This window comes from Ferdinandcohnia sp. FSL W7-1320 (assembly GCF_038050315.1).
Lineage (GTDB): Bacteria > Bacillota > Bacilli > Bacillales > Bacillaceae_L > Ferdinandcohnia > Ferdinandcohnia aciditolerans.
On sequence record NZ_JBBPAM010000001.1, the window covers coordinates 3906701 to 3928186 of the forward strand.

A 21486-nucleotide genomic window follows, 5' to 3' on the forward strand; every position below is an offset into this window, starting at 1 on the left:
TATTATATATACTTTTTTTGAATTTTACAACAATTAATTCAAAAAAAATAAACTACTATCATGTAGTAGTTTATTGGAGATTCTTTTATCTATTTTTGTGTTTGAAGGACCATTTCGTACATTTGTTTTGTAGGTTGCATTGGGTCTACTCCTAGTTCTTCCTGCAATGCAGCTACACATTTTCTGTACCACTTGATTGCCTGGGGACGGTTGTTTTTATGATAATAGCAAAACATCAATAACCGATATGCTTCTTCCCATGTTCGATCCTTTTCTAGAATTTGTTCACACCAATATATGGCTTCTTCAAATTCTTCCGTTTGAACAAAACCTTGTGCAATGCGTTCAGCTCCCCGTAAAAATAATACTTGAAGCCTCTCCCTCTCACCCAAGCACCAATCTTCATATCTTCGGTTTGGTAAATAATCACCTTCATAGTATTCTAATGCCCGCCGTAAGCATTTGATAATCTGATCTGTATCCTTTTCATGCAAACCTGCATGGATCCATTCTTCGAATTCGATAATATCCAACTGATAGCCAGCTTCCTGATTCAACCCATAAGATGATCCTTCCCGTTGGATAAAAAAAGGAGTCGATCTAGCGACACGGTTTGGCTCTAATGCATTGTTTAATGCATTTAAAGCAACCTTAAAATCTCTTGCCGCTGCTGCTTCTTCATGCTCTGGCCAAAGCATCGCAAAAATTTCTTCGCGTGCAATCATTCGATTTCGCATCGTAACAAAGAACTCAAGCAACTCCTTTGCCTTTCCACGCTGCCAATCCGATTCCTCCACCTCTTGACTGCCAAGCCACACTCGGAATTTTCCTAAAGTTTGAATTCGTAATGTGTAACCAGGATGAGAGGTGATATTTGAATATCCTAAATCATTTAGCAATTGATTTACATACGGAAGATGTATTCCTTCCTTTTGAGCTTCTAGTAATAAAGGCACAATATTATATAAATCTAGCGGTCCAAAAGTCGTCCGTTTTGTTAGGATAAAATCATATCCTCCAACCTGCAATTTCTTGAGAAAGTTCGTAATAAACCCTTTAAAAGCTTCTCGGTTCTTCTGATAAAAATAGAGAAATGCAAACCAAAGCTGCGTTAGTACAATTCCATATTGGTCACCACAATTTGTATACAAAGCCTCACATCTTGTTAAATATTGTTCAGCCTCTTCCCATTTTTCATTATGAACAGAAGAAATCCCCATGCATAATAAAATTAGTGCAGATAACCAAGCGTCCTTTACCTTTTCTGTCTCATCTAAGGCCCTATTACCATATTCAATGGCCCGGTCATATAATCCTCGATTTCCATTTAGAAGACATAAGCCCATTAATGGTTCTGCCTTTCCTCTTGATACATTTATTTCATCCATTATTTCAAGAGCTGTTTCATAGCATTGTGATGCTAAAGAAGAATCATATTTATCGAGTAGTTGCACCGCATGTCCCATCCGAATCCAGCCACAAGCCTCAACAAATGGTGCTTGAAATTGAACTCCTTGCTTTATCCCGGATTCTGCGAGTTCTTTTGCCTCTTGCCCATTTCCCATAAAGGCTTCGATTAAGGATAATAGTAGATCTGTTTCGCGATGAGATTGCTGTAAATGAATGGTTTTCTGATTTCTTTCAACCACTTTCTTTTGTGAAAGAATTTTTTTCGCTTCTACAAGTTTACCAGTTCGTAAATAAAGCCTAGATTCCAAGTTTCCATCTAATAGTGGAATATTTAGGCTTCTCCCTTTTTCAAACCATTTTTTCGCTTTATTCGCTTGGCCCGCATTTGCGAGATTTTCAGCCATTAATTGGTATAATCTACTTTTATCCTCATTTGAGGAGGACTCCTTTTCTTCAAGAGCCTCAATCGCCTGTAATAAATAGCGCTCGGCCTTTCCCGGTTGGATTGTATCAAGATAGATTCTCGCTTGTCCTTCATAGGCCTTACTTAAACTCCGAAGGTCTCTGGCAGACTCTGCTAGGTGTATTGTTTTTATGTAACAAGCCTCAGCCTCTTCATAGGAACACCGGTACCTCAATGCTTCCCCCTTATATAGCCATAATAAGTAATAATGACTCATAAGTGATTCTGGAATGCTTTTTATCCGGTCCAACAAACCCTCAAGTTGCCCGTTTTGAATCATTTTCTCTCCATAATGGTGGAGAATTTCTGCTATTCTCTCAAAATCTCGAATTGCCTCAAGATGATATATTGCTTGATTAAAATCACCAATTCGTTGATAATATCTTGCAGTTTGAATATGGAGGTTATAAAAGTGCCTATCATTCGTCGAAAATAGCCTTTGCTCAAGAAACTCCTTAAACAAAGCATGATATCGATACTGCCCTTCTCCAATCGAAAGTAAAAAAAGATTATGATCAGAAAGCTCCTTTAACATTTCTGCTGAACTTCGAATACCTAATACCTCATCACATACCTTTCCATTTACTTCCTCAAAAATGCATGTGTTCTCTAGAAATTGCTGGATCATTGGAGGTTGTTTCATAAATACCTCCATCGCAAGGAAACGGAATAACTCATCAAGTGTTTTTGATTTATTATTTAAAATCGATTCCAATCCACCGTCAGAAGAAAGCTGTTGGCGAATCATGCCAATCGCAATAATCCATCCTTCTGTTAGTGAAAAGATTTTTTCAATTTCTTTCTCAGTCATATCCCCTTCATACAAATCACTTAACAGGACTTCAACCTCATCATATGAAAACATAAGGTCGCGCTGCCGTATTTCTAAGAGTTCTTCTTTCACGATCATCGAAGTCAGGAAATCCCAGGAAGGTTTTTTCCTACTAGAGATTACAAGATTTAAATTGGGTGGAAGATGTTGAATCAACCATGTCATCCATTGGTCAATTGAAGAAGAATGCTGAATCAAATGGTAGTCATCGATGACGAGCATAATATTCGAATCTAGTATGGTAATTTCATTGATAAATAACGAGCACAGTGTTCGTATTTCTTCATCACGTACATATCTTTCAATATTTTCAACATAAAGCAGGAGTTCTGTTCCAAAACCTTGGTGGTTTTTGCGTATAGCATAGACCATATATATTAAAAATGGAATAATGTCATCGTCACTTGGTCCTACACTATACCAACATGACAACTTTTTTTGATCACGAATATAAGATGCAAGTGCAGTTGTTTTACCATATCCAGCTCCAGAATGCAGAATGGTTAGCGGATATCGTGGAATCGTTTTCATTTTTTTCATCAATGAAGGTCTTCTTAATATGGTGTCCTTTAAGTTCGGTGGAGTAATTTTTGTTTGTAGAACTTGTATCTTGGTACCCATCCCAAAACCCCCCTTCTTCTAAAATTGATAAATTTGGTACCATTTTATCATATCCAAGCTAAAAAAGAACTCGAATTTCGACTGAGTTCTTTGTGGTGGTATAGATGATTTATAAAGTTCTTCTTAGTGTAATAGTTCCATTTTGTCGAAAGGCCAGTATTTGATATTAACCTTTCCCACAACTTGTTCCATCTTTACAAAACCAAAATGGCGACTATCCCAACTGTCTATGCGATTATCGCCAATCACGAAAATATGATTTTCTGGAACAGTTGATTTTCCTGCCACTTCTTCAAGGGTAAAATCACCGGTTAATTGCCCAACGAATAGCTTCTTTTTAAAAGTATCTAAAAATGGTTCGGGAACACTTTTTCCGTTTACATATAGTACATCGTCACGATACTCGATATGATCACCTGGCAATCCAATAACCCGCTTTACAAAATCTTCTTCCTTATTTTTATGGAATACGACAATATCAAAGCGGTCAAGTTCTCCAATTTTCATCCCAAACTTGTTGACCATTAGAAGGTTTCCATCCTCGAGGGTTGGCATCATCGATTCACCCTCAACTATATAATTTGTAAAAAAGAAGGTTCGCAAAAAAACAACAATGATCAAACTGATTCCTAATGATTTAATAAAAGAAAAATGATGTTTATTCTTTGCTGGGGTTTCCTCCATCTACACTCCACCCTTCACTTTAGCATTTTATGCCTCATCTTCCGTAAGACGAGTCGGCTTAACTTTTAATCTTGCTTCAACCCTTTTACCTACAACCCATAGGACAAATATTATAACAACTACAATTATCGTTCGAACTGGCTGTTGAAAAAGAGCTCGTATATCATAACCTATGAAGCTAATGGTGAATATCATTACTAATTTTCCACATAAAACTGCTAAAACAAATTGAGGTGTACTTACTCTCGAAAGCCCGGCTACTAGATTGATTGCCGCTGATGGGGTAAAAGGAAAACATAATAGGAGGAATATTGGACCAAATCCGTGCCGTTCAACCCAGTTAATAAGGCCTTTCACTTTTTTATGGCGACTGACAAATGAAAAGAATCTTTTTTGACCATACTTACGAACTAGGAAAAAGACAAGGAGAGAACCACCAATTGCCCCTACCCATGAATACAAAAACCCAAGCCAAAGTCCAAATGCATTCGCATTCGCTACAACAAATGCAACAAGTGGTAGAAACGGGAGAAACGCTTCTAACATTGGAAGAAAAATTCCAGGCAATGGACCAAATGACCGATAATCCTTTAATAATTCTTCAATATTTTTTAGTGTAATGAGTTCTTTGATTGCTTCTATGTCCATAAGAATCTCCTTGTTAACTTACTACCTTTATTGTACACCCAATTGGGCATTACTACCAAAAATAATTTTCATATAGAGAAAGACACTAGAACTTAGGTTAATGGATCCTGACTGGGTTGCAAACAGACCGGCTTTCATTAAAAAATGCATATGATTTCTAATGTCAAATAAAAATGATAGTCAAAAAGCTACGAAGAAATAAAATCTTCGGACAATCGAATTTAACTTAGTCACAGTTTTGTCTGAAGTTGAGATAGTTTCAGACAAAGGAACGGCACTTTTTACGTCGTTGTGTTTTAGTTAAGTGGACTTCGGACAAGGATGGGCACTTTCTCCTTGCTGTGTCCGAAGTTTAGGGGACTTCAGACAAGGATCGGCACTTTCTGCTTTGGCGAGTCCGAAGTTTAGGGAACTTCAGACAAGGATCGGGACTTTCTGCTTTGATGAGTCCGAAGTTTAGGGAACTTCGGACAAGGATCGGCACTTTTACCTTTGGTGTGTCCGAAGTTTAGGGATCTTCAGACAGGGAAAGGTACTTTTACCTTTGCTGTGTCCGAAGTTTAGGGATCTTCAGACAGAGAAAGGTACTTTTACCTTTGCTGTGTCCGAAGTTTAGGGATCTTCAGACAGAGAAAGGTACTTTTACCTTTGCTGTGTCCGAAGTTAAGGGAACTTCAGACAAGGATCGGTACTTTCTGTTTTGGTGAGTCCGAAGTTTAGGGAACTTCGGACAAGATTGGCACTTTCTGTTTTGCTGTGTCCGAAGTTTAGGGATCTTCAGACAGGGAAAGGTACTTTTATGTCAAGTCCTGTATTATGTGTAAATTCATTCCTCATGAAAAACAGTGTTAAACGATCTTATTTGTTTTTTGTTACTGGAAGGGGGTACCCCCTTCCAGTAACAAAAAATTCGCGCGCTATCGCGCAGACTATTTTTGTTTTTTCTTTTTCTTTTTTTCCTTCTTTTCTTCTAACTTGCTCCCGATAAATCTATTGGAGACCTCATCGGCATAATCCATTAAGACAGCCCCAATGAGTCTAAAAGCTGACTGAGTATTTGGGAAGATTCGTATAACTCTTTCTCTTCGTCGGACTTCCTCGTTTATTCTCTCTACTGAGTTAGTGCTACGTATATGCTTATGTAATTTTGAATCTTCATTTAGATATTGTACGGCATCTTCGAAGCCCTCTTCTAATATTTCAATTGCTTTTTCAAGTTTTCGATTGGTTCCAAAGAGATCAATAAACTCTTGTTTATATTTCCTTGCATCATCTACTGTAGTAACTTCAAAGATCCTTTTTAAGCCCATCTTAACTTCTACCATGTCCTTTTTCGGCATATGAGTGATGATATTCCTTTTAAAATGAACTGTACAGCGTTGCCAAGAAGAACCCACAAATTCTGTTCCAATTGCAGCCTTTAATCCTTTATGCGCATCAGATATGATCAGTTTGGGCGAGTGTAAACCTCTAGACTTTAAGGATTGGAAAAAACGTTCCCAAGCCTCTTTACTTTCAACGTGATCTACTTTTAAGCCTAAGATTTCACGTCTATTATTTTTGTCTACCGCAGTTGCGATATAGACGGCTTTAGAAACTACTCGATTGTGTTCTCTCACTTTAATATACATGGCATCAACGAAAACATAAGGATAGTACATTGTGTTCAGTGGGCGATTCGCCCATTGATTGACTATAGGGTCTAACCTTTCAGTAAGTGTTGATACAAAAGATTTAGATACCTTTCTTCCACACAGTTGTTCCACAATATTAGTAACTCGTCTAGTGGAAACACCATTAACAACCATTTCGAGCATAGCTAGAACAAAGGCTTGGTCACAACGAGCGTATTCTTCAAAAACTGTAGTAGAAAAGTCTCCGTTACGAGTCCGAGGCACTCTTAGCGTAATTTTTCCAAAACTCATTAAAAGCTCTCGATCATAGTAACCATTGCGGTAATCTTGACGCGTACTGGTGCGCTCATAGACACCTGCTTGTAGGTAGGCATCCCGTTCCTTTTCCATAAACTCATTGAGGACAAGAACAACGGATGCCTTGATAATAGAATCAAGGTCAGAATTCATCACGGATTCTTTTAAAACATCTAGATTTAGGTTAAACTGTAACTGAGTCATATTAATTCCTCCTCATTGTTTTCGTCGCTGTTAACATTGTAGACAAGAGGAACTAATTTGACTCATTTTCTTTTTACACAATTATATGGACTTAATCTACTTTTACCTTTGCTGTGTCCGAAGTTGAGATAGCTTCAGACAAGGAACGGAACTTTCTCCTTTGCTGTGTCCGAAGTTAGGGATCTTCAGACAGGGATCGGCACTTTAACCTTTGGTGTGTCCGAAGTTGAGATAGCTTCAGACAAGGATGGCAACTTTCACCTACGTTGTGTCCGAAGTTGAGATAGCTTCAGACAAGGATAGGCACTCTCTGCTTTGCTGTGTCCGAAGTTGAGATAGCTTCAGACAAGAATAAGCACTTTCTGCTTTGTTGTGTCCGAAGTTTAGAGAACTTCAGACAAAGAAAGATACTTTCACCTTTGTTGTGTCCGAAGTTTAGGGATCTTCAGACAGGGAAAGGTACTTTTACCTTTGCTGTGTCCGAAGTTTAAGGATCTTCAGACAGGGATCGGCACTTTAACCTTTGGTGTGTCCGAAGTTGAGATAGCTTCAGACAAGGATGGCAACTTTCACCTACGTTGTGTCCGAAGTTGAGATAGCTTCAGACAAGGATAGGCACTTTCTGCTTTGCTGTGTCCGAAGACTAGGGGACTTCAGACAAGGAACGGCACTTTCTCCTTTGCTGTGTCCGAAGTTTAGGGGACTTCAGACAAGGATCGGCACTTTCAACTTTGCTGTGTCCGAAGTTAAGGGAGCTTCAGACAAGGATCGGTACTTTCAATTTTGCTGTGTCCGAAGTTGAGATAGCTTCAGACAAGGATAGGCACTTTCTGCTTTGCTGTGTCCGAAGACTAGGGAACTTTGGACAAGGATGGGCACTTTCACCTTCGCTGTGTCCGAAGTTGAGATAGCTTCAGACACGGGACTTTCTTGGATATAAAACAATCAACCTATTTTCACTCATATTCACACCGTACAACACGTATTGGTACACTCAAAAAACGGGATGTTAATATGTACTTTTTTAAATCAGCATAAATATATCAAAAAAAATTAAAGCGTGAATTCATATGTGAATTCACGCTAGAAGTATATAGTGATTAACTGTTATGCACCCAGAATCACCCGTTAATTAAACGAGATATTCTACAAACCAATCTTTAATATGGTCAAGGCGTGCCACCCTTAATTTTGGATTTCCGCTTCTAGATAATTCATGGTTAGCACCTGGGAAACGAACAAATTTTGTTGGTTTCTTTTGGTGTTTCAATGCAACATAGAACTGCTCTGCCTGTTCGATTGGACAACGGAAATCACGCTCACCATGGATGATTAATAAAGGAGTTTCTACATTCCCAACATATTTGAGTGGTGAATGGTTCCATAACTTTTCAGGATCTTCGAGGAAATTGCCTTTTAACTCCCACTCAGTAAAGAAGTAGCCAATATCACTTACGCCATAAAAGCTAAGCCAGTTTGAAATTGAACGTTGTGTAACGGCGGCTTTAAATCGATTTGTATGACCGACGATCCAATTCGTCATGAAACCACCATAGCTTCCACCTGTTACACCAAGTTTTGTTTCATCAACAAAATCAAAATGATCCACTGCATAGTCAGTTGCTGCTATCACGTCTAAATAATCCTTGCCGCCATAATCACCTCGAACAGCATCAACAAATTGCTGACCATAGCCATGACTACCGCGTGGATTAGTAAAGATAACAACAAATCCCTTACTAGTTAACACTTGAAATTCATGGAAATACGTATTGGCATACATCGCATGAGGACCACCATGTACTTCAATAATTGTTGGATACTTTTTACCTTCTTCATAACCAACTGGCTTCATCACCCAGCCATTAATTTCCCAACCATCTGGGGCATTAAATGTAAAGCTTTGCGCATCAGACAATTCAATATCCTGTAAAAACTTTTCATTTACATTTGTGAGTCGATTTATTTCTCCAGTACTCAAATCTAAATAATATAAATCCCCTGGTTCTGTTGGTTTACTGATACCAACAACTGCCTTATGATTATTTACTGTTAGTGCAAATACATGCTGGTTCTCGAATAATGATGGATAGACTTCACCCTCAATAGATCCATAATAAACCCCTGTACTACCATGGTTAGTTAATAGAAAGTAAAAACTTCTACTATCTTCGTTCCAGATGACACCAGGATTGGATCCCCCTAATTGGAAGTCAGCAGCAACACAATCTCCTACATAAGCATCTAATTCACTTGTTAAACAAGTTAGCTCAGCACTTTCAATTGTATATAACCAAATTTTTGGTAAAGTGGCTCCTGCAAATTCTTGTTCATGTCCAACTAATGCAATATATTGGCCATCAGGAGACCAAGAAGGAGTACCAAAGTTCCCTGAGCCGTTCGTAATCTTTTCATAGCTCTTATCTTTGAGCGACATCACATAGACATCAGAAATCAAGTTATAATCTGAATCCTCATTGATATCTCCTACAAATGTAATTTTTGATCCATCAGGAGACCAACATCCTGCCGTATAATCATGTTCCCCTGATGTTAATTGCTCCACTGCACCAGTAGCTACATCTACCAATGCAAGATGTTGATTTTTGTTATCTAGAAATCCTGCTGCGTCAGATTTATAACGGATTCTTTCAACGATCATCGGTTCAAGATGTTTCTCATCTTCTTCCTTCTTCTTCCTTTCTTTATCCGTAACGCTCTCGTCATGTGCTAATGAAGTAGTAAATAAGATCTTTGAACCATCCGGTGACCAGATCGGATTTCGTGCTCCATTTGCACAATATGTAATTTGTTTTGGTTCACCACCATCTGTATGCAAGCAATAGATTTGCTGTTTTCCAGAACGATTCGATACAAATGCAATAGATTCTCCAGTCGGGGACCAACGTGGCGACCCATCTCTCACATCACCAAAAGTCCATTGAGTAACTTTACCCTCAACAGCGCCAACATATAAATGTGAGTTATACTCGTGCTTATCCTTATTAATTTCAGTCTCCACAAACACAAATTTGCTTCCATCCGGAGAAAGCTGTGGATCATTGACTGTTTTTAATTCATATAAATCCTCTGCTACGATGCCTCTACGTTTTATCTCTGTCATTCTTCTCCCGTCCTTTGTTTACGAATTGTCATTGTAGTACCTCATACATGATGCACCACTAATAAAAGTATTTCGACACTAGAAATACTTTTTCCTTCTCTCTTCTTGATTCTTCTAAAAATATGTCTTATCATATATACAAACATATGTTCTAAAAAAGAGGGATAATCATGACAAGAATACCTGAGGATGACCGAGCTATTTTTGAAAAAGCTATCTTTTTACCTATGGTTCTTACCATCCTTAATCGTGATCTGACAGCAATAGAAACCGCTGGCTTTAAGTTAAAGAAGCCATATCTCCATTTACTTGAACATACAATGAAGATGGTTCAAAAAGACCTCTATACAATTAAACAACAAATGAAAAAGAAAAATATGAAGGTATGGGAAAAACAAAGAGATGAGGCATTCACATTATTTTCATTCATGTATCGAGGCTATGAAGAGGAACATAACTACTTTAACCCACGGATTCGAAATGAAGTTCAACAGTTGCTTGAATCTTATTTCATCGAAAAGACAATGACTAACAATGAACAAACGTAAGGCTGGGAAAACCAATTCATTATTGGCAATCAGATTAGTTTGGAATACTTGGATCGTTTTGAGGATTTAATACAAAATTTATGCGTTTATTTGGCTTGTCCATTCTATTGGTAACAATCGTTCGCAGTTGTGCAGTTCTATGGAGTTGGTTTTGAAAGGAGCCTTTCGAGATTTGCAATTTAATGGCTTGCTTATTTGTAAAAATAACAGTTGTGTTCTCGTTCACACTGTATCTACAATCTGAAACATAGTTATGAGATAGCCATGCGCAGTCTTGCTTTGTTGGCGATGCGGTAGGAAATAAAAAAATCTTATTAGACGCTTCAACAATAATCGGTGCTTTATGGGTTACCCCCATAATTTCACGTGTCCCTTCTTGCCTGCCCTTAAGCGAGCTTCCAAAATAACGGCAGCTTCGGTCAACAATCTCAGTCGGCTTCATAGCAACAACATATTCACCTTCAACTTCAAGTACCCTTGAACAAGTATTTTTACCAATTTCAATAGGTAATACCGCCATAGTGTCTGGATTAATTTCATATTCCATCAAATAATTCGTTTGCTTAACCTCCATCTATTCATCCCCCTTTAAATTATTCTAATATTTTTACTAATGGAAGCATTTTCATATTAGCATTACTAGGTATTTATAACTATACAGTTCACAAAAAATTCACAAAAAAAGAGTGGAATTCTTTCTAAAATGTTTTTTTGGATGCAAAAACATTTTTAAAAGAAGACCACCGAGTTTATTTTCTGCTATGAATTTTCATTTATTTGTCCTAGCTCTTTTTCGGCCAGATAGGAGTTTGCTTGTTCTAATGTCGTATGCTCATCCACCGAATTACCCGCATAAGCAGATTCTGAAAGAAAAGGATTATTTGTGTCTAGGACATTTGACATGCCGAAAACTGGATTTAATGGTGTATTCTTTGGGATATCGTGATTTGAACCCTCATCTAAATTATTTTTCATATTTTTCCACCTCCATTCTTATCATGCATGAAAATATAAATTATCATACAAGAATTTAACTTTAGTCAGTTAAAGTTTGCCTAGACACTATTAGTATTCCAAATAAATTTTTAAAAAGTCTAAAAATTCGGTTGATTTTACGTGTCCACCTAAATATACTATTAAAAAGGATTAGGAGTGAGCTTTCATGAAAAAAAGAAAAACATACTCTGAGATCATGAAGTCACGGGATACGAAAAATTTCAAAGCACCTAGGGAATCGGTATTAGACATATATATTCAAATGATTATCGATGAGAGCCTATTTAAACGAAGAAAAGAGCTTTTGGAAACGAGGGTTAATGAAGCAATTGACTCAAAAAATGAAGGATTGTTTATGGAAGCTTCAGCGGAGTACCGCAAATTATTTAACAAAACGTCATAATATAAAATTGTAAAGTCCAAGAATAACCGAATAAAAACTGACTAACAATATGTTAGCCAGTTTTTTTTAGGCGTCTTATTTTGAAAATTGTGCTTCCTCGGTAGAGCCTTTTAAAGCAGTCGTAGATGATGTTCCTCCCGTAATAACCTGTGCCACTTCATCAAAATATCCTGTTCCTACTTCACGCTGATGTCTTGTAGCTGTGTACCCATGCTTTTCGCTTGCGAATTCAGCCTCCTGAAGCTCTGAATATGCCCCCATTCCTCTTTCTTTGTAACCTCTAGCTAATTCAAACATGCTGTGGTTTAGAGCATGGAATCCAGCCAACGTAACAAATTGGAATTTGTAACCCATTTTTCCAATTTCTTTTTGGAAATTCTCAATAGTCTTTTCATCTAGTTTCTTCTTCCAGTTAAAAGATGGAGAACAATTATAGGCTAATAGCTTACCAGGAAACTTCTCATGAATAGCATCAGCAAAACGCTGTGCTTGCTCTAAGTCTGGCTCAGACGTTTCACACCAAATCAAATCAGCATATGGTGCATATGCCAGACCTCGTGCAATTGCTTGCTCAATCCCTGCCCGTGTCCGGAAGAAACCTTCTGGTGTTCGTTCGCCTGTAATGAATTCCTGATCAACAGGATCAATATCACTTGTTATTAAGTCTGCAGCGTCAGCATCAGTTCTAGCAACTAAAATCGTTGGTACTCCCATTACGTCAGCAGCTAGTCGAGCGGAAATTAAGTTCCGTACTGCGGTTTGTGTTGGTAATAAAACCTTTCCACCTAAATGACCACATTTTTTTTCAGATGACAGTTGGTCTTCAAAATGAACACCAGCAGCACCCGCTTCGATCATGCCTTTCATTAATTCAAATACATTCAACTGTCCGCCAAAACCTGCCTCTGCATCTGCCACAATAGGAGCAAACCAGTCGGTGTCACCTTGGCCTTCTAAATGTTGAATCTGATCGGCACGTTGAAGCGCTTGGTTAATACGCTTAACAACACTTGGTACACTGTTGGCTGGATATAGGCTTTGGTCAGGGTACATGTGCCCTGAAAGGTTCGCATCAGCAGCTACCTGCCACCCACTTAAATAGATTGCCTTTAAACCTGCTTTTACTTGTTGAACGGCTTGATTACCAGTCAATGCTCCTAGTGCATGAATATAATCCTCTGTATGAAGGAGGTTCCAGAGTTTTTCAGATCCTCTACGTGCCAATGTATGCTCAATATCAATTGAACCACGTAAGCGAATAACATCCTCAGCACAATAAGGTCTTTCAATTCCATTCCATCTAGAATCCATTTCCCAGCTTTCTTGCAGTTTTTGAACTCTTTTGTTTGTCATTTTAAATTCCTCCTTGTATTCTACTCATTTTTTAATCTATAAAATTTCATATCCAGGTAAAGTTAAAAATTCAACAAACTCATCATTCGTCACTAAGTCCTCAAACAGACGAGTTGCATCCGCGAAACGACCAGTTTCAAATGCTTCTTTCCCGATTTCTTGTTTAATTTTTTCAAGCTCTTCCTCTTTCAGTTGGTGAACTAGCTCAAGTGTGACCTTTCTTCCATCCGCAAGTATTCCTTTTGGATGGCGGATCCACTGCCAAACCTGAGCTCTAGAGATTTCAGCTGTAGCTGCATCCTCCATTAGATTATGGATCGGTGCGGCACCATGACCACGAAGCCATGATTCAATGTATCGAATGCCAACATTGATATTCGTACGTACTCCTTGCTCTGTAATAGCTCCTTCTGGAACCGCAATAAGTTCATCGGCTGTTACTTGAACGTCTTCACGTTTTTGGTCAATTTGGTTAGCTCCAAGCATTATTGTATTAAATACTTCTCTAGCAACCGGCACGAGCCCTGGGTGAGCCACCCATGTGCCGTCATGACCATTGTTCGCTTCACGTTCCTTATCTGCTCTTACTTTTTGAAAGGCTTCTTCATTAGCTTTTGTGTTATTTTTTACAGGTATTTGGGCAGCCATCCCACCAATCGCATGAACATTGCGTTTATGGCAGATCTTAATGACATGCTGTGAATAAGCACTCATAAATGGGGCTGTCATCGTAACAACAGAGCGGTCTGGTAATATCACATCTTCTACATTCCGAAATCTTTTTAAATAGTTAAAAATATAATCCCATCTACCACAATTTAGACCTGCTGAGTGTTCTTTTAACTCATATAAAATTTCTTCGACTTCAAAGGTTGCTAGAATCGTTTCAATTAACACAGTTGCCTTTATCGTTCCTTGAGGAATTCCAATTTCATTTTGTGCAAAGATAAAAACATCATTCCAAAGTCTTGCTTCAAGATGGCTTTCCATCTTTGGTAAATAAAAATATGGACCACTTCCATTCTCAATCAAGTAATTCGCATTATGATAAAAATAAAGACCAAAATCTAATAAACTCGCTGATATTCGGTTGCCATCAAGTTGTATATGTTTCTCTTCTAAATGCCAGCCGCGAGGGCGGACAACAAGTGTTGCAGTTACATCGTGAAGTTGATATTTTTTTCCATTTTTATTTTCAAATGTGATCGTCTTTCTTACAGCATCTCGTAGATTTATCTGCCCTTCGATAATGTTATTCCAAGTAGGAGAGGTAGCATCTTCAAAATCAGCCATAAATACTTTTGCCCCTGAATTTAGTGCATTAATAATCATTTTTCGATCGACTGGGCCAGTAATTTCAACTCGCCGATCCTCTAAGTCTTTTGGAATCTGCGCAACTGTCCAATCTCCAGTTCGGATATGCTCTGTTTCAGGCAAAAATGTTGGCATCTTTCCACTATCGATTTCGTTTTGTCTTTGCTGTCTCTTTTCTACAAGTTGTTTCCTTCTTTCTCCAAAGTTCCTCTCTAGTTTTTCAATGAAGTTCAATGCCTGGGGTGTCAAAATTTCTTCATACTGCTCATTCATCTTTCCCATGATCTGAATTCCTGAGGTTTGTGTCGTCATTTTGTCCCTAACACCTTCCTTAAATTGTTATAATACAGATTATTAAATACAGAAGTATTATATAACAGACTTTTTGAAATTGGAACATTTTTCTGTATTTTTTTATATAACAATTAAAAAATAGTAATTCTGTACTATAACAATATAAAAAAAGAAAGCCTTGTTAACAGATTTCACTCTGAAAACAAAGCTATTTTGGTTATTTCTCATTCTTTTCAAATTCGTTTGTATACGTAATCCTTTCAAGCATTGTTGGGTGTCCATATCTAAACATCTTCACTAGGAATGGTGGATTCACTTGACTTAGACCAGCCTTTGATAATTCCTGGAAGGACGAAACTGCTGCCTTGTTATCCTCCGTCATTTCAAGAGCGTACAAATCAGCTGACTTTTCCTGGTGTCTTGAAACAGCATTTGAAACTGGGTCTGAAACAAAACTTAAAACAGAGATTAACAATAGAAACACTGGAAGAACGGCAATATCTTTTACACTTGTTATCTTAAACAGTTGACCCCATTTTCTTACCATATAAGACATAAGCTTACTAATCATAAAGAGTCCAACTAAGGTTAATAGCAAATAACCAGCAATTCCAATATAAATATGTTTCATTACGTAATGCCCCATCTCATGGGCCATAATAAATAATATTTCATCTTCACTTAGACGTTGAAGTGTTGTATCCCAAAGCACAATTCGCGAATTAGACCCTATTCCGGTTACATATGCATTAAGAGCATTTGTTTTTTCGGACATATTCACTTCAAATACATGGTCTGCAGGAATTTCCGCACGATCTGCCATCTCCAGAATCTTTGTTTCTAACTCTTTATTGGTTAATGGAAAAAAATCGTTGTAAAGTGGGTCTATAATAACTGGTTGTACAAACATGAGAAACATGGAGAATGGGATTGATAGAAGCCATGCATGGAACCACCATCTTTTCTCATTTCTTCGAATCAACCAAAACAAGACGCCCACAATTACAATCATTAACGCGTAATTCACCCAAAAATCAATTAATAGGTCCTTCATCCAGCTTTGAGTGGTCTGTACAGTAATATTATATGTTTTTGAAACATTGTAGCTAATCCATGATAGTGGAAATGATAATACTTCAACCAACAAGGAAAGCCAAAATAAATAAATCGCTGTTTGTAGGATTGAAAACTTTGCTGATACTTTTGACCAATCACGGAATTTTGCTGAAATCCCAATCACGAGAACAAGTATATAAATCATCCATTCAAACGGTACTGACAGGAAAAACAAAAGGTTTCTAATTTGTGAATACTCTTCACTTAGTAAAAGCTCACGATTATTCATAAATGTTTGTGGGTCCGCTGGACTTCCTTTCAGCTGCGCAGGTATGTCCGTATTTGCTCCAAAAAATAAATACCACGCTATAAATAAACCAAAGATGAGATAAATTCCAAGTGACCATCCAATTACTTTTTTCACTATGCTGTCCCCCTTTATGTACAACCCTCTTACTAGTATTTTAGTTAAAAGTAGGGCCAGATAGAACAATGACTTTCCTCATATCTTCATTTTTGACAATATAAGCGTATAAAAAACTCATTGATTTCTAATCCATAATTAGTTATCATGAATGAAATATAATCGAAATTCTGTGATGAAGAGAGTAGTCCTGATGTAACCGATAGCGAGTTGGGGATGGTGGAAGCCCAATGGTGAAATCAAGATGAACCGCACTTCTGAGAAGCCCACCTGAAACTTTTATAGTGTAGTTCAAAAAGAAGGATGAAAAGGACGAAGTAATTTGATCTGTCATTTTCACCGAATCTTTTGAACATCCTTTAGTAGGGTGTGCCGGGGGAACCCGTTACTTACTAAGTTAGGTTCATCGTGAACAATTTGAGTGGTACCGCGGGTAAATCTCGTCTCTTTTAAGAGACGGGATTTTTTTATACTTTTAAAGGAGGTTAGATAATGAATGTTATACAAATGTATGCCGAAGCGTTATCAAAGCAACTACAAGCTGTTTTATCATTTGAAGAAGTAATAAAACTTATTGAAAAACCAAAATTTCAGGAACAAGGTGATTTAGCATTTCCTTGTTTTGCACTTGCAAAGCACTTGCGAAAATCACCCGCTGTTATTGCACAGGAAATGGCACCTTTAATTCAAGACTCCCTTTTTGAAAAGGTTGTTGCAGAAGGGCCATATGTAAACTGTTTTCTAAACAAACAGGAAATAAGCAAATATATTCTTCAAACCATTCTTGCCAAAGAGTCTAATTACGGAAGCCACAGCTTTGGTCAAGGAGCGACAATAACCATTGATTTTTCCTCACCAAATATCGCAAAGCCTTTTTCAATGGGGCATTTGCGTTCAACTGTTATCGGAAATTCGCTTGCCAAGATTGTCGAGAAATGTGGCTATCAGCCGCTCCGGATTAATCATCTTGGAGATTGGGGTACACAATTTGGAAAACTCATTGTAGCTTATAAACTTTGGGGGAATGATGAGGCCGTTAGAAAAAACCCGATAACGGAGTTGCTACAGCTTTATGTTCGTTTCCACGATGAAGCCCAGACAAATCCTCAACTTGAGGCTGAAGCAAGAATGTGGTTCAAATTGCTTGAAGAAGGAAACGAAGAAGCCTTAAACCTATGGCGTTGGTTTAGAGAGGAATCATTAAAGGAGTTTTCACGTATTTATTCCCTGCTAGATGTAGAATTCGATTCCTTTAATGGAGAAGCCTTTTATAATGACAAAATGGAGACTACTGTTGAATTGCTAAATAAGAAAAATCTTTTGACACCGTCACAAGGGGCAGAGGTAGTTGATTTATCTGAACAAAATCTACCACCTTGTTTAATAAAAAAATCTGACGGTGCAACCCTTTATGCCACCAGAGATGTAACAGCAGCCATCTATCGTCAAGATAACTACCATTTTGCTAAAGCAATCTATGTAGTAGGACATGAGCAAAGCTTGCATTTTAAACAAATCTTTCTAGTACTTGAAAAAATGGGTTATCAGTGGGCAAACGATATGGTCCATGTTCCATTTGGCTTCATCCTCAAAGATGGAAAGAAAATGTCGACTCGAAAAGGAAAAATAGTTCTGTTAGAAAATGTTATGAAGGAAGCAATCGAGCTCGCAAAGCAAAACATTGAACAGAAAAACCCCAGTCTCGATAACAAAGATGAAATTTCGAAAATGGTCGGTTTGGGTGCAATCATTTTCCATGACTTAAAGAATGAACGACTTAACAATATTGAATTCTCACTAGAGGAAATGCTTAAATTTGAAGGAACTACAGGACCTTATGTTCAATATACTCACGCAAGAGGCTGCTCTATTTTAAGAAAGGCGAAGGTTTCAGGAGAAATAACAAATGGACTTTCCGATTCGCAAAGCTGGTCAGTTGTGAAGCTTCTGATGGATTTCCCGGCAACCATCCAAAGAAGTATGCAGCAGTATGAGCCTTCAGTAATTGCAAAATATGTAATAGAGCTCTCTCAAGAATTCAATAAGTATTATAGTCATGTAAAGGTTCTTCATGTGGATGAAGAAATGAACGATCGGATTGCATTGGTACGTTCTGTTACCATCGTACTGAAAGAAGGGTTACGATTGCTAGGAGTAAAAGCTCCAGAAGAAATGTAGTTAGCCCAGGACCTTGTGTCCCGGGCTCTTATTCTGGATGATACTGATATTTTTTCAAATCTATAATGCCGTTAATAACCTCTATCCCTTCATCCTGTAGGTAAATGGCTTGAGCAGCACGTGTTTCCTCATCTGCAATTGCAATTTCACCCTTGGAGTTGATAACCCGGAACCAAGGAAGGTTATATTTCTTACTCATCGAATGAAGGATTCTCACAACCTGCCTAGCGCCTCTTGGACTTCCAGCGAGTTTTGAAATCTGTCCGTAAGTCATAACTTGTCCAGGTGGAATTTGCGTAATGATTCTAATAACATTTTCCGTAAATGGTTTCATTTTAACTTTGTCCTTACACTAGAAATACTTATTGTGAACTTACTATATTTATTTCCCTTTATAGTTCGGTTTTCTTTTTTCATTGAAGGCAGCTAGTGCTTCCACCCTGTCTTCCGTTGGGATAATTACTTCATACGCTTTGCGTTCAATCTTAAAGCCTGTGTGCAGGTCAGTGTTCAATCCTTGCTTAATAGCAAATTTAGCTTGTTGTAAGGCAAGAGGACCGTTCTTTAACATTTCATTTGCTAGTTTCATGGAAGCTTCCATTAGTTCGTCTCGATAAACTACACTTGATACAATCCCGTATTCTTTCGCCTCTTCGGCGCTAATTCGTTTTGCAGTTAAAATTAGTTCCATGGCTTTTGTTTCACCAATAAGGCGGGGAAGTCGTTGCGTTCCCCCGGCTCCAGGAATGATTGCTAGACTTGTTTCTGTCAACCCCATCTGTGTATCTTGAACCGAAATTCGGAAATCACAGGCCAGTGCAAGCTCCATTCCACCACCAAATGCATAGCCATTGATTGCAGCGATAGTTGGCTGTGGTAAATCTCCAATACTAGCAAAAACCTGACCTATTTTATATACGTTTCTTCTAACCTGTGCTTCATTTAATGTTTTTCGTTCCTTTAAATCTGCACCCACACTAAATGCTTTTTCACCTGTTGCAGTAATGATAACAACGCGAACATCGGCATTTGTACGAATATCTTCGATAACCTCATCAAGTGTTTTAAGCATCTCATAATTAAAGCAGTTCAACGCTTCTGGGCGATTCAATGTGACAGTTGCAACATGATTTTCAACTTCGTATAAAACTGTAGTCATAGTTCCACCTCTTCTAAAATAGTAATATCGCTTACATCCTATTTCGCTTCAAACTAAAAAATTCCTTTAACAATTTTTATCATTGTCGCCATACTAAAAAGAACAGGCCGTTTGACCTGCTCTCTACCTTATTTGTTTGTAACTAAATCCTTTAATGCACGACGGAGAATCTTTCCGGTCGTATTTTTAGGAAGTTCTTCTAGGAATTCGATTTTACTAGGTAGCTTGTATTTAGCTAAATGCTCACGACAATAATCTAGAAGATTCTCTTCTTTTAAATCTTCTTCCTTCTTCACAACATAACAGAGAACTGCCTCACCCATATTCGGATCTGGCACACCAAAAACAGCAGCCTCAACAACACCAGGATGATTATAAAGTATTTCTTCTACTTCTCTTGGATAAACATTATATCCACCAACATTGATCATATCTTTCTTGCGGTCAACGATATAAAAATAGCCTTCTTCATCCATTTTTGCTAAATCACCTGTATAAAGCCAGCCATTGCGTAATGTTGCAGCACTTTCTTCAGGCATTTTATAATAGCCCTTCATGACATTTGGGCCACGAACAATCAATTCTCCTACCTGACCACAAGGAACTTCCTCACCATTTTCGTCGACAACCTTATTCTCAACATTTACAATGTTTGTTCCAATTGAGCCTGGTTTTCGTGGCCGATCTAACGGATTAAAGCAGGTTACAGGCGATGCTTCAGATAATCCATAACCTTCAGATACAAGAACATTGAACTTCTGCTCAAAGCTCTTTAAAAGTGCCACAGGCATTGCAGCTCCACCTGAAATACATAGGCGTAAAGAGCTTAAGTCCTCAGGATTTCCTTCAGGATATTGGAGGAGAAAATTATACATCGTTGGTACACCCGCAAATACTGTTGCCTGATACTCGCTTGCGCCTTGGAATATTTCCTTTGGACTAAACTTTGGTACAATCAACATTGTTCCGCCGCTCATTAATGGTGCATTTAATGCGACTGTCATGCAGAAAACATGGAACATCGGTAAGGTTGTAATAACCCTATCCTGTTCAGAAATTTTCAGGTATTCCGCAACATCCCTTGCATTGCTGTACAAGTTCATGTGGGTCAGCATTGCTCCTTTAGGTTTACCCGTTGTACCAGATGTGTACAAAATTACGGCAATATCGTCATCCTCAAGAGTTGGTCTAACGAATGAGAGTTCACCTGAGCTAACAACTTCTGTAAACGATTTCAATTTTGGGCAGATTGATAGTTTTGTGATATCGACTCCACTATTTGTACCCTGTGGTGTTTCGCAAACTATGAGATGTTCAACTTTCGGAAGGTGTTCATTCATCTTTTCAAAAAGTGGGATAAGCAAGTCCAACATAATGACAGCCCTTACATCTCCATTATTGATAATATATCCGATCTCATCAGGAGTATAAATCGGATTAATTGGGATAACTGTTGCTCCTACACGTAGAGCACCGTAAAATCCAATAACAAAATGTGGAGTGTTGCCCAGTACTAGAGCAATATGATCACCCTTTTTAATTCCCAGCTTCTCCAAGCCATTTGCAAACTTTGTAACTGCACCATCTAATTCAGCATATGTACTTACATTACCTTGAAAAATATATGCTGGTTTGTCGAAGTATTTCTGCGCTGTTTCCCCTAGTCGTGATGATAGATTCAATTTTCTCCCTCCCTCAGCCAACAATATGAATGAATAGTCATTCATTTATTGACAAAAAATAAAATTCTAAATATATTATATTGAAAGAAAGTTTTTCTATCAAGATGGTATTGCATATTTTTATAAAAAACGGACTAGATTGTATGAATCTAATCCGCTTTA

General features: G+C 37.9%; 16 protein-coding genes and 1 other annotated feature. Of the genes, 3 read left to right on the forward strand and 13 right to left on the reverse strand.

Annotated features, from left to right (window positions below; genetic code table 11):
* Positions 1-89: 89 nt before the first annotated feature.
* The 5 genes from NST91_RS19255 to NST91_RS19275 form a co-directional block, all read right to left on the reverse strand.
* On the reverse strand, positions 90-3326 hold the full coding sequence (locus NST91_RS19255; protein WP_341332421.1) for an AfsR/SARP family transcriptional regulator: 3237 nt from the start codon (positions 3324-3326) through the stop codon (positions 90-92).
* 123 nt (positions 3327-3449) lie between these two features.
* Complete coding sequence (lepB, locus tag NST91_RS19260) at positions 3450-4010, reverse strand: signal peptidase I (protein ID WP_121445496.1); 561 nt, start codon at positions 4008-4010, stop codon at positions 3450-3452.
* A gap of 27 nt (positions 4011-4037) precedes the next feature.
* Positions 4038-4658 (reverse strand): TVP38/TMEM64 family protein, encoded by a 621-nt coding sequence (locus NST91_RS19265; RefSeq protein WP_341332422.1) that lies wholly within the window; start codon positions 4656-4658, stop codon positions 4038-4040.
* Between the two features lie 929 nt (positions 4659-5587).
* Positions 5588-6793 (reverse strand): IS256 family transposase, encoded by a 1206-nt coding sequence (locus NST91_RS19270; RefSeq protein WP_341332423.1) that lies wholly within the window; start codon positions 6791-6793, stop codon positions 5588-5590.
* Between the two features lie 1132 nt (positions 6794-7925).
* Positions 7926-9917, reverse strand: a complete 1992-nt coding sequence (locus NST91_RS19275; protein ID WP_341332424.1) for a S9 family peptidase — start codon at positions 9915-9917, stop codon at positions 7926-7928.
* 170 nt (positions 9918-10087) lie between these two features.
* Here NST91_RS19275 and NST91_RS19280 point away from each other — a divergent pair, with 170 nt between their 5' ends.
* Entirely contained in the window at positions 10088-10465 is a 378-nt protein-coding gene (locus NST91_RS19280) for a YhjD family protein (RefSeq protein WP_341332425.1), read from the forward strand.
* Positions 10466-10499: 34 nt separating this feature from the next.
* On the opposite strand, the gene NST91_RS19285 is transcribed toward NST91_RS19280, so the two are convergent.
* Both NST91_RS19285 and NST91_RS19290 read right to left on the reverse strand, forming a co-directional pair.
* The gene (locus tag NST91_RS19285; RefSeq protein ID WP_341332426.1) at positions 10500-11039 is read right to left on the reverse strand and encodes a competence protein ComK; all 540 of its coding nucleotides are present in this window, start codon (positions 11037-11039) and stop codon (positions 10500-10502) included.
* A gap of 185 nt (positions 11040-11224) precedes the next feature.
* Complete coding sequence (locus NST91_RS19290; RefSeq protein ID WP_121447029.1) at positions 11225-11440, reverse strand: hypothetical protein; 216 nt, start codon at positions 11438-11440, stop codon at positions 11225-11227.
* Positions 11441-11627: 187 nt separating this feature from the next.
* Here NST91_RS19290 and NST91_RS19295 point away from each other — a divergent pair, with 187 nt between their 5' ends.
* A complete protein-coding gene (locus NST91_RS19295; protein WP_341332427.1) occupies positions 11628-11864 on the forward strand; it encodes an IDEAL domain-containing protein in 237 nt (78 codons plus the stop codon).
* A gap of 75 nt (positions 11865-11939) precedes the next feature.
* Here the strand turns inward: NST91_RS19295 and aceA are convergent, their stop codons facing one another.
* The 3 genes from aceA to NST91_RS19310 form a co-directional block, all read right to left on the reverse strand.
* The gene (gene aceA, locus NST91_RS19300; RefSeq protein WP_341332428.1) at positions 11940-13217 is read right to left on the reverse strand and encodes an isocitrate lyase; all 1278 of its coding nucleotides are present in this window, start codon (positions 13215-13217) and stop codon (positions 11940-11942) included.
* 36 nt (positions 13218-13253) lie between these two features.
* Entirely contained in the window at positions 13254-14843 is a 1590-nt protein-coding gene (gene aceB, locus NST91_RS19305; RefSeq protein WP_341332429.1) for a malate synthase A, read from the reverse strand.
* 199 nt (positions 14844-15042) lie between these two features.
* The gene (locus NST91_RS19310) at positions 15043-16305 is read right to left on the reverse strand and encodes a M48 family metallopeptidase (RefSeq protein ID WP_341332430.1); all 1263 of its coding nucleotides are present in this window, start codon (positions 16303-16305) and stop codon (positions 15043-15045) included.
* 163 nt (positions 16306-16468) lie between these two features.
* Positions 16469-16756, forward strand: a binding site (T-box leader).
* Positions 16757-16797: 41 nt separating this feature from the next.
* On the opposite strand from NST91_RS19310, the gene argS reads away from it, so the two are divergent.
* On the forward strand, positions 16798-18483 hold the full coding sequence (gene argS, locus NST91_RS19315; RefSeq protein ID WP_341332431.1) for an arginine--tRNA ligase: 1686 nt from the start codon (positions 16798-16800) through the stop codon (positions 18481-18483).
* A gap of 28 nt (positions 18484-18511) precedes the next feature.
* On the opposite strand, the gene NST91_RS19320 is transcribed toward argS, so the two are convergent.
* The 3 genes from NST91_RS19320 to NST91_RS19330 all read right to left on the reverse strand — a co-directional run bounded on the left by NST91_RS19320 (position 18512) and on the right by NST91_RS19330 (position 21324).
* Entirely contained in the window at positions 18512-18817 is a 306-nt protein-coding gene (locus NST91_RS19320; protein WP_341332432.1) for an MGMT family protein, read from the reverse strand.
* A 48-nt stretch (positions 18818-18865) separates the two neighbouring features.
* Positions 18866-19642, reverse strand: a complete 777-nt coding sequence (locus NST91_RS19325; RefSeq protein ID WP_341332433.1) for an enoyl-CoA hydratase — start codon at positions 19640-19642, stop codon at positions 18866-18868.
* 128 nt (positions 19643-19770) lie between these two features.
* The gene (locus tag NST91_RS19330) at positions 19771-21324 is read right to left on the reverse strand and encodes a fatty acid--CoA ligase family protein (protein ID WP_341332434.1); all 1554 of its coding nucleotides are present in this window, start codon (positions 21322-21324) and stop codon (positions 19771-19773) included.
* Positions 21325-21486: the final 162 nt, after the last annotated feature.

Coding starts and splice junctions, on each gene's coding strand:
- NST91_RS19290 (WP_121447029.1), bottom strand. CDS start 11,440: ATGAAAAATAATTTAGATGAGGGTTCAAATCACGATATCCCAAAGAAT.
- NST91_RS19325 (WP_341332433.1), bottom strand. CDS start 19,642: ATGACTACAGTTTTATACGAAGTTGAAAATCATGTTGCAACTGTCACA.
- aceB (WP_341332429.1), bottom strand. CDS start 14,843: ATGACGACACAAACCTCAGGAATTCAGATCATGGGAAAGATGAATGAG.
- NST91_RS19295 (WP_341332427.1), top strand. CDS start 11,628: ATGAAAAAAAGAAAAACATACTCTGAGATCATGAAGTCACGGGATACG.
- NST91_RS19280 (WP_341332425.1), top strand. CDS start 10,088: ATGACAAGAATACCTGAGGATGACCGAGCTATTTTTGAAAAAGCTATC.
- NST91_RS19275 (WP_341332424.1), bottom strand. CDS start 9,917: ATGACAGAGATAAAACGTAGAGGCATCGTAGCAGAGGATTTATATGAA.
- aceA (WP_341332428.1), bottom strand. CDS start 13,217: ATGACAAACAAAAGAGTTCAAAAACTGCAAGAAAGCTGGGAAATGGAT.
- NST91_RS19270 (WP_341332423.1), bottom strand. CDS start 6,793: ATGACTCAGTTACAGTTTAACCTAAATCTAGATGTTTTAAAAGAATCC.
- NST91_RS19285 (WP_341332426.1), bottom strand. CDS start 11,039: ATGGAGGTTAAGCAAACGAATTATTTGATGGAATATGAAATTAATCCA.
- NST91_RS19320 (WP_341332432.1), bottom strand. CDS start 18,817: ATGAAACCATTTACGGAAAATGTTATTAGAATCATTACGCAAATTCCA.
- argS (WP_341332431.1), top strand. CDS start 16,798: ATGAATGTTATACAAATGTATGCCGAAGCGTTATCAAAGCAACTACAA.
- NST91_RS19265 (WP_341332422.1), bottom strand. CDS start 4,658: ATGGACATAGAAGCAATCAAAGAACTCATTACACTAAAAAATATTGAA.
- NST91_RS19255 (WP_341332421.1), bottom strand. CDS start 3,326: ATGGGTACCAAGATACAAGTTCTACAAACAAAAATTACTCCACCGAAC.
- lepB (WP_121445496.1), bottom strand. CDS start 4,010: ATGGAGGAAACCCCAGCAAAGAATAAACATCATTTTTCTTTTATTAAA.